The following is a 12,741-nucleotide window of genomic DNA, read 5'->3' on the forward strand; positions in this document are numbered from 1 at the left end:
CGTCCCGTATCACCGCAAACCGAAGGCCCGCACGATCTCCTGGTCGACAGTGTGGCCCGCTCCGTCATCGGCCCGCGTCCGCAACGTCACGAACTGTGCGGACCGCGGCGCGTCCAGCCGGGTGCTCCAGCCGGCCCCGGTACGCCGTACCTCGGCGTGCCGCCAGGTCTTGCCGTCGTCGTACGACACGTCGACCGTCGGCCTTCGCACACCGAGAACCGAGGACGACTCGGACCACCGTGGTGTGACGCCGAGTTCCGCCGTACGGCGTGCCCGGCCGTCGGCGTCCACGTCGACGGCGTAGTGCAGCTGGATCAGCGACTCGCTGACCGCCTCGCCGGACGCGGCCGAGGTGAATCCCCACTCGGTCCGGGTCGAGGTCGAGAACGGGTTCGGGTAGGCACCCCGGGTGTTCTCGGCGACCAGCCGGTACGGCAGCCGGTCGGGGCTCAGGCCCGTCGCGGTCAGCTGATCCCGCTGCTCCTGCTTCACCAGCTGGCCGCCCTGGTACAGGCTGAGCTGCTGGGTGAGGTCCCAGTTGCCCTGCGCGGTGCCGATGACCGGCCCGGTGCCCCAGCCGGGCGACACCGCGGTCAATTGGTCACCGTTGCGGACCGGTGAATAGCCCTTCGCCAGCCACGGTCGCTGGATCGGCCCGAACCACTCGATCTGCGTCCGGCTCCCCGCCCCATAACTGGTCCAGCCCGGCTCGACCTGCTGGACCTCGCGCAGGATCTGCGCCATGGCCTGGTACTTCACCCCGGCGGTCACCCAGTCGGTCCGTACCGCGGCCACCGGCATCCCCGAGCTGTTCATACTCGATTCCCAGTCGCCGTTCCACACGTCGTACCGGTTCTCGACACCGTCGCCCGGGCGGAAGTTGCGGTAGGCAACGTCCAGGCGGGCGAGGTCCCGCGGACCCGGCCGGTACGCCGGATCTGCCGGGACGTGATCGGCGAAGTGCGACAGGTCGTACTGGTAGGCCGTCACCGGATTCGAGTCGGCGGTGAGCGTGTGCTGCCGGCCCTGCTGCAACGCGGTGATCAGGCGCTCCCCCTCGTCCCGGGTCAGCGTCGCGATCGTGAGCGGCGGCGGCGCCGGCGCCCAGATCGAGTCCACCCACGGGTCGAGCTTGCCGACCCCGTCGTTCACCACCACGAGCAGCTTCGCCCCGGCCGCGGCCGCTGCCGCCGCCTGGTCCGTCAACGAGACGGCGTCGTTGCGCCGAACCACCACGGCCTTGCCCCGGCGGTCCACCCCACGCGCCGCGGCCGCGGACCCGTCTCCGGCGTACACAGCCTCCAGGTCGTGGCGGCCCTTCGGCAGCGGCGTGGCAGGTCGCCGTACCCGCACGTCGTCGTACGAGCCGAGTGTCAGCGCGGGCTGTTCGAGCCGCCAGCGTGCGCCGGCCACGAACGCGCCGTCGGTCACCTTCGGCGTCGGCAGCACCCACGCGCTGTCGTAGCTCGCATCCGGCCAGCGCGACGAACCCACCGAGAAGTCCCGGCCGAAGTCCCGGTACGCGTTGACCCGCACCTCTCCGAGTGTGGTGGCCTGCGGCGCTGTGCTCTTCAGTTCGCGAGCCTGGCGCGCGTCGTACGTCGCCGTGCGGTCCTGGTCGAGGTGGATGTCGACCAGGCTGAGGACGGCGAGGCCCTTGCTGCTCGGCCCGTGCGTACCTTCGACGTCGGTGGTCAGCCAGGTCGTGTACTCGCCGGCCGGGAGTCGCAGCCGCACACCCTCCTCGCCGACCGTGAACTGGCCGTAGCTGCCCCGGCCGATCAGGATCGCGTCGCCGGCGAGCGGGCGCCCGGAGCGGTCCTTGGCGTTCAGCGTGAGTTCATGGCGCTCGCCCTCCCGGCCGATCCCGATCAGTGTGCCGAGCTGGCGGTGGTTCACGGCATCGACCGCGACGAGCCGGCCGGACAGCTGCTTGTCGACCGGTAGCAGGTCGACCGTTGCGGTGAGCGTCACGCTCGCCTGGCCGTGCGCCGGCACGGTCACCGTCGACGCCGAGAGCGTGAACAGGCCCGCCGGAGCCTCGTCGACCTGGGTCGAGAGGTCGAGGGTGGCGTCGGTGTCACCGTTGTTCGTGTAGGTGACCTCCTTGACCACCTTGTCTCCCGCCGGCACCGGCCAGGTGTGGTACCCGGCGTAGGCCGAGGCTGTCGCGGAGAGGGGCGACTTGGTGGCCGCCGCAATGTCGAGGCGACCGTTGCCGGCCTTGTACGGCAGGTATTGCGGCGTGGGCTTGGCGTTGCTCACCAGAGCGTCCTTCAGCTGCACACCCGACCAGTCCGGGTGCTGTGCAGCCAGCAGGGCCGCGGCTCCCGCCACGTGCGGCGTCGCCATCGACGTGCCGCTGAGCTCCTGGTAGTACCCGGAGCCTTCGGCCGCGTACTGCGAGCGGGCCGCCAGCACGTCGACGCCGGGCGCGGTGATCTCGGGCTTCAGTCCGCCGTCACCCAGACGCGGCCCCCAACTGGAGAAGTCGGCCAGGCTGTCGGCGCCGTCGACCGCACCGACCGTCAGCGCGGCGTCCGCGGCGCCCGGCGATCCGACGGTGTAGAACCCGGGTCCGGCGTTGCCGGCGGCAACGGTGAAGAGGGCGCCGGTCTCGGCCGAGAGCGTGTTCAGCGCCTGGCTCATGGGGTCCGTGCCGTCGGTCGGACTGCCACCCAGGCTCATGCTGATCACCTTGGCGTGCTGGTCGCGGGCGGCCCACTCCATGCCGGCGATGATCCAGGACTCCTGGCCGCCGCCCTCGTTGTTCAGCACCTTGCCGACGTGCAACCGGGCCCCGGGCGCGACGCCGCGCTCCACGCCGCCGGAGGCGTCGCCGGTGCCGGCGATGGTCGAGGCAACATGCGTACCGTGGCCCTGCCGGTCGGTGACGTCCTCGCCGGGGACGAAGCTGGCCGAGGCGGCGACGCGATCGTCCAGGTCCGGATGCTCGAGGTCGACCCCGGTGTCCAGGACCGCGACGTCGACCCCCTGGCCGGTGTTGCCGCCCTGCCAGACTTCGGGCGCGCCGATCTGCGCGGTGCTCTCGGCGAGGTCGGCGTTGACCTTGCCGTCCAGCCAGACCTTGGCGATACCGCCGGCGAGCGCGGGCGTCTGCGACCGCGCGGTCGGGCCCGCGGTCAGCGAGTGCCAGAAGCCGGCCGTTCCGTCGGTGACCACCGCGGCGCCGTGGATGCTGTCCAGCGTGCGCTGCCGGCGGGCACCGGACGGCACCTGCTGGGTCCGCGAACCCGCGGCGGCGTCGGTGTAGGTGACGATCAACGGCACCTGGTCGCCGTACCCGTCGGCCACCAGCCTGGTCACGTTGAACAGGTCGTTGTCGAGGAGCTTCGCGGCGAGGTAGCGGGCGGCGGAGCGCGGATACACGTACGTGTCGCCGCCGTCGACGTGGACGTCGTTGTCCGCGAGCCGCCCGTCCGGGCCGGTCACGGTCACGTTCTGCTTGCCGTCGGCTCCGACGGACAGCGTCACCTTGTCACCGGTGACCAGGGTGACGCTTCCCGCCACCGGCTTGCCGGCAGGTGCGGGCTCGGTTGGCGCTGTAGTGGTGCCGGGCTGGGCAGCGGCGGCGGGGCCGCCGGTCAAGGTCGTGGCCAGGACGACGGCTGCCAAGCAAGCAGCCAGCGGTCCGGACCCACGGCCAAGGCGTGGAGTCACGAGTGCCTCACAGGATTCATGCGGACAAAGTCGCGAAATCGTAGGCACCCGGACGCGGAGCGTTCAGCGGATAACCGTGGCCAGTTCTCGCCACGTCATCCTTGTGACACCGCGGCTACTTCTTGTTGCCCCCGCAGCAGATGGGTGATGATGTGCTCTCGCCCCACCACCACAAGGAGTCCGACGAGTTGCCGCGGATCCAGCAGTTCCAGGTCAACCTGTTCTGCGACGACGTGGACAGGTGCCTTGCCTTCTACAACGACCTCGGCCTGGACGAAGCCTTCCGGGCACCGGCCTCCGGCCCGGTCCAGCACGTCGAGGTCGAGGCGGCCGGCATCCGCATCGGGCTGACGTCGGCGCGGGTCGCCAACGACCTCGTCAACCTCGGCGTCGAACCGGCCGACCGTCCCGCCACGGAGATCGTGTTCTGGTGTGACGACGTGCACGCCCTGTACGCCGAGGCACTCACCGCCGGTGCGACCGCCGTCGTCCCACCCACCGACTCCCCGGACGGCCGCCTGCTGTTCGCCTGGGTCCGCGACCCCGAGTCCCACCAACTCAAGTTCGTCCAGACCCGCTGACTCGCCCCCGGCCGCAGGCCGTCAAACAGACAGCTGCCGCGGTCCTCTCGGAGCGGGCTACTTCTTGTTGCCCCGCAGCAGATGGGTGATGCTGTCGCGGGCCTCGGCCCACTTCTCGGGGGGCATGGAGCCGCGGAGTACGGCGTACGCGAGCCAGATCGCCAGGGCGTAGAACGGCAGGCCGAGGCCGATCTTCGCGATGCCGAGGGCGTTCAGGCTGCCGGTGAAGTACAGCGGGACCTGGACGATCAGCCGGATCGCGAACAGGCCCACGAAGACCAGCGTGGCGCGGGAGAAGCCCTTGAGCAGGTCGGGGTCGCGGCGCCAGGCGGTGCCGGTCTGGGTGATCACGCCGTACAGGACGCCGAACAGCGGCCAGCGGATCAGGACCGTGATCAGGTACAGCAGGCCGTAGCCGAGGTTGGTGAGCAGGCCCGGGACATAGAAGTCCTTCGCGTTGCCGGTCCGGTTCGCGACCCAGGCCGAGATCAGTACGCCGATGAACCCGCCGAACACGTTCCGCAGCGGTTGCCGGCGGATCAGCCGCACCACCGCGAGCACGGCGGCCAGGCCGACCGCGATGATCAGCGAGAGCTGCAGCTTGTGGTCGGTCGCCGCATACGCGACCAGGAACGCGATCCACGGCAGGCCGATGTCGAGCAACGCGCCCCAGCCACCGAGCGCATGGAAGAAGTCCTTGTCGGTGGACTTCGGCGGCTGCTGCTCGTGCGCGGCCTGTGTGGCGGCCGCCTCGACCTCGGGCTTCAGGATCTCGACCATCTTCTCCTGCAGATCGTCCTCGACCTGGTCCCGGCGGGACGTCGGCTCAGCCATGAGCAGCCGTAGGGCGCAGCTCGTAGCGCGGGTTGAACATCACCCGGTCGCCGTCGACGACGCCGATCCGGCCGGAGGCGATCAGCTCCGAGCCGGCGTGGATGCCGCCGATCTTGCGGCGGCCGAGCCAGATCAGCTTCACCGTGCCGGTGCCGTCGTACAACTCACCCTCCAGTGCCGGGACGCCGCCGCGCGGGCTGAACGTGATGGTGCGCAGCGTGCCGTACAGCGTGACCAGTTCACGGTCGTGGCAGCCGGTGATGGACCGCGCGCCACAGTCCTGCGCGAAGTCCTGGAGGACCTCGGCGTCCTGCTGGTCGCGGTCTCCGGCCAGCCCACGGAACGCGCGCTTCCACAGCCCCGCGGGTTTGTTGCTACCCATGTCGTCGAGTGTAGTCCGCTCAGGCCTCTTCGGGCGCGTTCGCCTGGGCACCCGGCGGCAGCTGCAGCGGCAGCGACTCGCGGACCGCCATCGGCTCGTTCCCGCGGACCACGACGACGTTGCGCAGCGTCGCCTCCATCGGCTCGGCGGCGTCCGGCTCGACGGCGGCGCGGCCGAGCACCGTGCCGCGGAGCAGCCAGCGCGGGCCGTCCACGCCGATCACCCGGGAGGTCTGGCTGAACACCTGTCCTTCCGGGTCCTCGACCGGCACGACCAGCACGAGTTCGGTGCCGAACGGGCCGTCGGTCTCGGTCGCCGTACCACCCATCCGGGCGGCCTCGGCGGCGATCTCCTGGCGGACCTCGTCCCAGATGCCGGTGGTCTTCGGCGCGGCGAACGCGCGCAGCTCCAGCGCGGAATCGTCGAGCATCAGCAGCACGGCCTGGACGACACCGCTCTGCTCGTCGACCTGCAGGCCGAGCTCCATGCCGGGCATGCCGGTGACGACCAGCGCACCCAGGTCGATCCGGTCCTCCGCCTCCAGATCGGCGGCGTCGACCTCGCTCGAGTCGAACGGGCCCTCGGCGCGGGGGTCCGCCGAACCGGCCTCCTCGAGGGTCTCGCTCGTCTCGGGCTCGTCGTTCTTGCCCTTGCGGCGGAAGATCACGCTGCTGCCTACTTCCTTGGTTTGTTTACGGCCGCCGTAGTCTCGCGCATCCGACAGGTCAACGGATGCACCTGCTCAGCGTGTCACATCACCGAAACCGCCCGTCGACCCGTGTCCCCCGTCACCCCGCGCGGAGCCGGGCAGCGAGCTCACCTCGACGAAACGCGCCTTCTCCACCTGCTGGATCACCAGCTGCGCGATCCGGTCGCCGCGCCGGATCGTCACCTCTTCGGCAGGGTCGAGGTTGATCAGGTTGATCTTGATCTCGCCGCGGTACCCGGCGTCGACGGTGCCGGGCGCGTTCACGATCGAGACGCCGTGCTTGGCGGCCAGTCCGGAGCGCGGATGCACGAACGCCGCGTACCCGTCCTGCAGGGCGATGGCGATCCCGGTGCCGACCAGGCCGCGCTCCCCCGGCTTCAGGGTGAGGTCGGCGGCCGCCACCAGGTCCGCGCCGGCGTCGCCGGGATGCGCGTACGACGGGAGCGGCAGGTCGGGGTCGAGTCGCTGGATCAGTACCTCGGTCACGAGAGGCGACCCTATCGAGCGGGCCGGACGGTCCACGTGCCAGGCTGGTCCTGTGGGCCTGGAACAAAGCACGTATCGCGAGAGTCTGCGGGTGCCGGTGTCGTGGTGGATCATCGCCGCGGCCGCCGTGGTCACCCTGTTCGTCATCGTCGCCGTGCCCGTCGGGACGCCGGCCGGCGCCGTCGTCGGCGGGCTCGCCGCGATCCTGCTGCTGGCGCTGTTCCTGCGGTACGGCGGGGCGCGCGTCGAGGTCGACGAGACGCGGTTCCGGGCCGGGCGCGCCGAGATCGACCGCGCGTACCTGGGCACCGTCGAGGCACTGACCGGCGACGACGCACGGCACGCGTTCGGGCGGGACTGCGACCCGCAGGCGTTCCTCGTGCTGCGCAGCTACCTTCGCGGCGCCGTCCGGGTGCAGATCACCGATCCGGGCGACCCGGCGCCGTACTGGCTGGTCGGCACCCGCCACCCCGACCGATTGGCTGCCGCCCTGAGCGGGCACAGCGTGGGAAGATCCTGACTGTCAGCAGTTGCCCTAGGAGGATGCAGTGGTCGGAGCGAAGATCGGCTGGAAGCTGGTGCAGGCCGCCTTCACGATCGTGGTGGGCCTGGCCGCGAGCAAGGCGGTCAGCACGGCCTGGAAGCTGGGGTCCGGCGGCAAGCCGCCGAAGGACGGCCAGGGCGAGTACCTGGAGGTCATGAGCTGGGCCGCCGCGAGTGCCGCGGCCGCCGCAGCGGCGAAGCTGTTCGCGGAGCGCCGCGCCGCCGCGTACTACCTGAAGAGCACGGGCCACGCGCCGCCCGGGTACGTCCAGGACTCGGTCGCCGGCCGCCTGATCAGGGGCACCGACACCGGGCTGGTCAAGAAAGAGGACTGAAGCAGGTACGCCAACGGGACCGTTCCACCGAAGTGGACGGTCCCGTTCTGCGTTGTTGACGAAGTAGGGCGCCGGCGTCAGGCTGCGCAGTCGCGGCAGATCAGCTGCCCGTTCTTCGTTTCGGCGAGCTGGCTGCGGTGGTGAACCAGGAAGCAGCTCGAACAGGTGAACTCGTCGGCCTGGCGCGGGAGGACCCGGACCGCCAGCTCCTCGTGACTCAGGTCCGCGCCGGGCAGCTCGAAGCTCTCCGCGGCCTCGGCCTCGTCCTCGTCGACCTTGCCGGAGTTCTTGTCGTGGCGGCGAGTCTTGAGCTCCTCGATCGACTCTTCGGAAGCGTCCTCGTCCGTCTTGCGCGGGGCGTCGTAATCAGTCGCCATGGTGTTTCCCTGCCCTCTTCGTACCCGTGGTGTTGCCTGCTGAGCCCTTGAACGGGTGGAGCGGCCGAGAAATTCCGCGTCGGAGCACCGCGCCGAACTTTCGTCCCCCGAAACCCTTGACAGCCAGGCCGGGACCGGCAAACACCGTTCCCGAGGACGGGATTGTGCCTTATAAAGGTCCGCAATGCACGACTGGGTCCATGCTGTGGCCCGCGTGTCGCCACAAATGTCAGGACCGAACAGCAGAATGCTCGTTAGTGCGCACTACTGCGCAGAAACGAGCATTCTTCGGCATCTACGCGCGCAACGGGTCGGCTGCGGCGAGTAACGCGTGGAACGGCTCGAACAGCGCCGGCGTGGCCGCGATCGACATCTCCGGCGATACCGGCGCGCCGTTCAGCCCGCCGATCCGGGCGCCGGCCTCGGCCGCGATCAGCGCCCCGGCGCCGTAGTCCCACGGGTTCAGGCCGCGCTCGTACACCACGTCCAGCCGGCCGCAGGCGACGTAGCACAGGTCGATCGCGCCGACCCCGATCCGGCGGATGTCGCGGACCTTGGTGATCAGGTGCTGGATCACCTCGGCCTGCACCTGCCGGCGGGCCGGGTCGTACCCGAATCCGGTCCCGACCAGTGCCTGGCTCAGCTCGGTCGCGCCGGACGCCCGGATCGGCCGGCCGTCCGCGAACGCCCCGCCGCCCTTCGTCGCGGTGAACACCTCACCCTTCGGCGCGTCCACGACCACCCCGGCGACGGTCTCCCCGCCGTACTCCACCGCGATCGAGACGGCGTACGTCGGGAGGTCGTAGAGGTAGTTGACGGTGCCGTCGATCGGGTCGACCACCCAGCGCACCCCGCTGGTGCCGACCACGTCGTCGCCCTCCTCGCCGAGGAACGAGTCGTCCGGCCGCGCCTGCAGGATGCGGGCCCTGATCAGCTCCTCGGACTCGCGGTCGACCGCGGTGACCACGTCGGTCACCGTGCTCTTGGTGTCGGCGACGGTGATCGTGCCGCGGCGGCGTTCGACGATCAGGTGCGCCGCCTCCTCCGCCACGTCGACCGCAAGCTTCAACAGCTCTTCCGAGGAGGTCATACGGCTTCCTTCGCTGGGGTAGGTCGGCGGAGCGGTGGACAGCAGTCGTGGCGGCAGTCGTCCCAGCCCGGGCCGAGCTTGCCGACGCAGGGCCGGGCCGGTTCCTCGCCGCGCTCGGCGGCCGCCCGCTCGAGCACGAGGTCGCGGAGCATGGTCACGAACCTCGCGTCGGTCCCCGGCGTCGCGGCCCGCGCCATCGGCAGCCGGAGCTTCTCGGCGGTCTCCGCGGCCTCGGTGTCGAGGTCGTAGATGACCTCCATGTGGTCGCTGACGAACCCGATCGGTACGACGGCCACGCCGGGCACACCGTCGGCCGCCAGCACCTCCAGGTGGTCGTTCACGTCCGGCTCCAGCCACGGCACCTGCGGCGGCCCGGACCGCGAGCAGTAGACGAGATCGGTCCGCCGGGTCTGCCCGGTGCGGCGCTCGAGCTCCGCGGTGATCGACGCGGCGACGTCCAGGTGCCAGTCGACGTACCCGTTGCCGTCCGGGCCGCTGGTCGCGTTCATCGCGGTCGGGATCGAGTGCGTGACGTACGCGATCGCGGCGCCGTCCGGGAGCTTGCCCAGCGCGTCGGCGGTCGACTCGACGAACGCGTCGACGAAGCCGGGGTGGTTCGCGTAGTGCCGCAGTTTGTCGATCCGCGGCGCGTCCGGGACCTCGCGGGCGGCGTCCTCGAGGTTCTCCCGGTACTGCCGGCAGCCGGAGTACGACGGGTAGGCGGAGGTGACGATCACCACAGCACGCCGGATGCCGTCGGCGGCCATCTCGCGCATCGTGTCGGTCAGGTACGGCGCCCAGTTGCGGTTGCCCCAGTAGATCGGCAGGTCCAGCCCGATCTCGTCGAACGACGCCCGCAGCGCCGTCAGCAGCGCCCGGTTCTGGTCGTTGATCGGGCTCCGGCCGCCGAACGCGTAGTAGTGCTCGCCGACCTCCTTGAGGCGCTCGTCCGGGATCCCGCGGCCGCGGGTCACGTTCTGCAGGAACGGCAACACGTCATCGGGCTTCTCGGGTCCACCGAAGGAGAGCAACAGCACAGCGTCGTAGGGAGGTGCGGCTGGCGACATATTCCAAGCTTCTCAGACGGCCGGAGGCTAAGCTGCTCCCGGTCTCTCATGCTCAAGCCCTACGTTCACCTCATGCGCCGTCCCGGTGCCGGCGCCTTCTTCGCCGCCGGGATCCTGGGGCGTATGCCGATCTCGATGATCGGTCTGGGCATCGTCATCCTGATCGCCCAGGAGAGCGGTTCGTACGGTCTCGCCGGCGCGGTCTCCGGCGTGGCTGTGATCGCCGGCGCGCTGACCGGTCCGGTCCAGGGACGCCTCGTCGACCGCTTCGGTCAGCGCGGGCTGATCCTGATCGGCTCAGTGACCTGCACGGTCGCTCTGGCCGCGCTGCTGGTCGCAGTCCGCGCCGACGCTGCTACCTGGGTGCTGTACGTGCTGTCTTTCATCGCCGGTGGCACGAGACCGCAGGTCGGCTCGTTCGTCCGGGCCCGCTGGACGCACTTGCTGGGCCGTGGCCGCGCACTGCAGACGGCCTTCGCACTGGAAGCTGTCGGCGACGAGGTCGTGTTCATCGTCGGCCCTGTCCTCGTCACCGCGCTGGCGACGCAAGTGAGTCCGTACGCCGCTCTGTCCGCCGCCGGCGTGCTGGGACTGGCCGGTGGTATCTGGCTGGCGCTGCTGCGCGCGTCCGATCCGCCCGGCCGGGGCAAGGCGAACGGCGACGAGCAGGCGCCACTCCCCTGGCTGTCCATCATGCTGCTCAGCCTGATCGGTCTCGGGCTCGGTGCGACTCTTGGTGGCGCCGAGGTGATCACCGTCGCGTTCACCACCGAGAAGGGACAGGCCGGGCTGTCCGGCGTCGTCCTCGCGGTCTGGGCGTTCGGCAGCCTGCTGGCCGGGCTCTGGTACGGCTCCGTGCACTGGCGGGCTCCGGTCGAGCGCCGGCTGCTGCTCGGCACGATCGCGCTCGCGATCACGCTGGCGCCGCTCCCCTGGGTCGACAGCATCTGGCTGCTCGGCGCCGTGCTCTTCTGCTGCGGCATGACGATCGCTCCGACGATGGTCGCGGTCACCGCGTGTGTCGAGGAGTGGGTGCCGCCGGAGCGGCTGACCGAAGCGATCACGTGGACCGTGACGGGCATCCTGCTCGGTGTCGCGCCGGGCAACGCCGCCGCCGGGCACGCGGTCGACGTGTGGGGACCGTCGGACGCGTACTGGGTCCCGTTCGGCGTCGGGATCGCCTGTGCGATCGTCGCGGCGGTCTCGATCACCTTCGCCCGGCCGAAGGAACGCTTCGCCCACAACTAGGCTTGCATCTCCTGTTACGGGAGGTGTGAGGGTGGTGGACATGGACCATTCGATCGGGGCAGCGGCGCGGCTCGCCGGGGTGTCGGTGAAGGCCGTGCGGCACTACTCCGACCTCGGGCTGCTGACCTCCGGGCGGACGGCGGCCGGCCACCGGCGGTACGACGACACCGCCGTCGCCCGCCTGCGGCTGATCCGGACGTTGCGGGCCCTGGACCTGGATCTGCCGACGATCGGCGCCGTGCTGCGCGACGAGCGCTCGCTCTCCGACGTGGCCGCCACCCATGCGGAGGCCTTGGCGATCCAGATCCAGACGTTGCGCCGGCAGCACGCCCTGCTCACGGTCCTCGCCCAACATCCCGACCCGGAGGACCTTGACCTCATGACCGAGCAATCCGAGCAGGACCGCCGCGCCCAGATCGCGGACTTCCTCAGCACCACACTCCGAGGCGTCGACCAGGCGATCCACCAGAACCTCACCCCGATGCTGCCCGAGGACGCCGACGCCACCCAACTCGCCGCCTGGACGGAGATCACCCGGCTGGTGACCGACGAGGACTTCCGTACGTCGGTGCGCCGCCTCGCCACCGGGTACCAGGCGCTCGCCGTCGGCGACCCGCTGCGCGCCGGCGCCGACCCGGAGTTCCGCGGACGGCTGTTCGCGCTGCGCCGTGCCGTCGATCCGCGCTGGGAGCGCTATCTCGAGCTCGTTGCCGTGGTCAACGGCTGGGCCCCGCCGTCACGGATTGCGGGGTAGCGGGGCGTTCCAGCCGCGGCGGATCGCGACCAGCCGGATCGCGAAGCAGGTGACGGCGGCGGCGATCGGGACCCACAGGGCGTGATACTCCAGCGCGGACGCGATCACGACGATGGCGGCCCCCAGGAGCGCCGGCGTGGCGTAGATCTCGGAGCGCAGGACGACCGGGACGCGGCCGCTGAGCACGTCGCGCAGGACGCCGCCGCCGATACCCGAGAGCGTGCCGAGGAGTGCCGCGGAGATCGGTGACAGGCCGAACTCGATCGCCTTCAGCGCCCCGGTCACGCAGAACAGGGCGAGACCGGCCGCGTCGAAGATGTTCACCAGCCGCTCGACCCGGCCGATCCCCGGGTGCAGGAAGAACGTCAGCAGACCGGCCGCGATCGGGACCACCAGGTACCGCCAGTCCCGCAGCGCGGCCGGCGGCGCCTGGCCGATCAGCACGTCGCGGATGAAGCCGCCGCCGAGTCCGGTGACCAGGGCCAGCACCTGGATGCCGAACACGTCCAGCTTCTTGCGTACGCCGACCAGCGCGCCGGTGATCCCGAACACGAAGATCCCGACCAGGTCGAGCACCTGCAGCACCACGGATCCACTCACAGCCCGCACGCTAAACCACGAGCGCCGCCGCTCCGTCGCTTCTATGGTGTGTGG

Annotated in this window: 14 protein-coding genes; 5 read left to right on the plus strand and 9 right to left on the minus strand. The window is 70.7% G+C overall.

The window, feature by feature from the left end; genetic code table 11:
* Nucleotides 1-9: 9 nt before the first annotated feature.
* Nucleotides 10-3,636 carry a S8 family serine peptidase gene (locus ABZW60_RS21950; protein ID WP_355479527.1) on the minus strand — a complete coding sequence of 1,209 codons (3,627 nt, stop codon included), beginning with the start codon at nucleotides 3,634-3,636 and terminating at the stop codon, nucleotides 10-12.
* Between the two features lie 185 nt (nucleotides 3,637-3,821).
* On the opposite strand from ABZW60_RS21950, the gene ABZW60_RS21955 reads away from it, so the two are divergent.
* Nucleotides 3,822-4,262 (plus strand): VOC family protein, encoded by a 441-nt coding sequence (locus tag ABZW60_RS21955; protein ID WP_355479529.1) that lies wholly within the window; start codon nucleotides 3,822-3,824, stop codon nucleotides 4,260-4,262.
* A 57-nt stretch (nucleotides 4,263-4,319) separates the two neighbouring features.
* Here the strand turns inward: ABZW60_RS21955 and ABZW60_RS21960 are convergent, their stop codons facing one another.
* The 4 genes from ABZW60_RS21960 to dut form a co-directional block, all read right to left on the minus strand.
* Nucleotides 4,320-5,096, minus strand: a complete 777-nt coding sequence (locus ABZW60_RS21960; RefSeq protein ID WP_355479531.1) for a DUF3159 domain-containing protein — start codon at nucleotides 5,094-5,096, stop codon at nucleotides 4,320-4,322.
* Complete coding sequence (locus ABZW60_RS21965) at nucleotides 5,089-5,478, minus strand: OB-fold nucleic acid binding domain-containing protein (protein ID WP_355479532.1); 390 nt, start codon at nucleotides 5,476-5,478, stop codon at nucleotides 5,089-5,091. Before ABZW60_RS21965 ends, ABZW60_RS21960 begins: the two co-directional genes overlap by 8 nt.
* Before the next feature lie 19 nt (nucleotides 5,479-5,497).
* A complete protein-coding gene (locus tag ABZW60_RS21970; protein ID WP_355479533.1) occupies nucleotides 5,498-6,145 on the minus strand; it encodes a DUF3710 domain-containing protein in 648 nt (215 codons plus the stop codon).
* Nucleotides 6,146-6,220: 75 nt separating this feature from the next.
* Nucleotides 6,221-6,673, minus strand: coding sequence for a dUTP diphosphatase (gene dut / locus ABZW60_RS21975; protein WP_355479534.1), 453 nt, complete (start codon nucleotides 6,671-6,673; stop codon nucleotides 6,221-6,223).
* 52 nt (nucleotides 6,674-6,725) lie between these two features.
* Between dut and ABZW60_RS21980 the strand changes: the two genes are divergently transcribed.
* Nucleotides 6,726-7,193 carry a DUF3093 domain-containing protein gene (locus ABZW60_RS21980; protein ID WP_355479536.1) on the plus strand — a complete coding sequence of 156 codons (468 nt, stop codon included), beginning with the start codon at nucleotides 6,726-6,728 and terminating at the stop codon, nucleotides 7,191-7,193.
* Between the two features lie 28 nt (nucleotides 7,194-7,221).
* Entirely contained in the window at nucleotides 7,222-7,551 is a 330-nt protein-coding gene (locus tag ABZW60_RS21985; protein WP_355479538.1) for a DUF4235 domain-containing protein, read from the plus strand.
* 77 nt (nucleotides 7,552-7,628) lie between these two features.
* Here the strand turns inward: ABZW60_RS21985 and ABZW60_RS21990 are convergent, their stop codons facing one another.
* The 3 genes from ABZW60_RS21990 to ABZW60_RS22000 form a co-directional block, all read right to left on the minus strand.
* Entirely contained in the window at nucleotides 7,629-7,928 is a 300-nt protein-coding gene (locus ABZW60_RS21990; protein ID WP_130379292.1) for a DUF4193 domain-containing protein, read from the minus strand.
* A gap of 295 nt (nucleotides 7,929-8,223) precedes the next feature.
* Nucleotides 8,224-9,018 (minus strand): inositol monophosphatase family protein, encoded by a 795-nt coding sequence (locus tag ABZW60_RS21995; RefSeq protein ID WP_355479540.1) that lies wholly within the window; start codon nucleotides 9,016-9,018, stop codon nucleotides 8,224-8,226.
* Complete coding sequence (locus tag ABZW60_RS22000; RefSeq protein WP_355479541.1) at nucleotides 9,015-10,085, minus strand: ferrochelatase; 1,071 nt, start codon at nucleotides 10,083-10,085, stop codon at nucleotides 9,015-9,017. Before ABZW60_RS22000 ends, ABZW60_RS21995 begins: the two co-directional genes overlap by 4 nt.
* 72 nt (nucleotides 10,086-10,157) lie before the next feature.
* Between ABZW60_RS22000 and ABZW60_RS22005 the strand changes: the two genes are divergently transcribed.
* Entirely contained in the window at nucleotides 10,158-11,333 is a 1,176-nt protein-coding gene (locus tag ABZW60_RS22005; protein ID WP_355479543.1) for an MFS transporter, read from the plus strand.
* Between the two features lie 40 nt (nucleotides 11,334-11,373).
* A complete protein-coding gene (locus ABZW60_RS22010) occupies nucleotides 11,374-12,087 on the plus strand; it encodes a MerR family transcriptional regulator (protein WP_355479545.1) in 714 nt (237 codons plus the stop codon).
* Here the strand turns inward: ABZW60_RS22010 and ABZW60_RS22015 are convergent.
* Nucleotides 12,070-12,687, minus strand: coding sequence for a trimeric intracellular cation channel family protein (locus ABZW60_RS22015; protein WP_355479547.1), 618 nt, complete (start codon nucleotides 12,685-12,687; stop codon nucleotides 12,070-12,072). The genes ABZW60_RS22010 and ABZW60_RS22015 overlap by 18 nt on opposite strands.
* Between the last annotated feature and the right edge of the window lie 54 nt (nucleotides 12,688-12,741).

The sequence above is a fragment of the Kribbella sp. NPDC003557 genome, assembly GCF_040610805.1.
Taxonomy (GTDB): domain Bacteria; phylum Actinomycetota; class Actinomycetes; order Propionibacteriales; family Kribbellaceae; genus Kribbella.

Bases quoted from the DNA above. Each gene is read 5' to 3' on its own strand.
- ABZW60_RS21960 (WP_355479531.1), bottom strand. From the start codon at position 5,096: ATGGCTGAGCCGACGTCCCGCCGGGACCAGGTCGAGGACGATCTGCAG.
- ABZW60_RS22010 (WP_355479545.1), top strand. From the start codon at position 11,374: ATGGACCATTCGATCGGGGCAGCGGCGCGGCTCGCCGGGGTGTCGGTG.
- ABZW60_RS21990 (WP_130379292.1), bottom strand. From the start codon at position 7,928: ATGGCGACTGATTACGACGCCCCGCGCAAGACGGACGAGGACGCTTCC.
- ABZW60_RS22000 (WP_355479541.1), bottom strand. From the start codon at position 10,085: ATGTCGCCAGCCGCACCTCCCTACGACGCTGTGCTGTTGCTCTCCTTC.
- ABZW60_RS21995 (WP_355479540.1), bottom strand. From the start codon at position 9,018: ATGACCTCCTCGGAAGAGCTGTTGAAGCTTGCGGTCGACGTGGCGGAG.
- ABZW60_RS22005 (WP_355479543.1), top strand. From the start codon at position 10,158: ATGCGCCGTCCCGGTGCCGGCGCCTTCTTCGCCGCCGGGATCCTGGGG.
- ABZW60_RS21955 (WP_355479529.1), top strand. From the start codon at position 3,822: ATGGGTGATGATGTGCTCTCGCCCCACCACCACAAGGAGTCCGACGAG.
- ABZW60_RS21965 (WP_355479532.1), bottom strand. From the start codon at position 5,478: ATGGGTAGCAACAAACCCGCGGGGCTGTGGAAGCGCGCGTTCCGTGGG.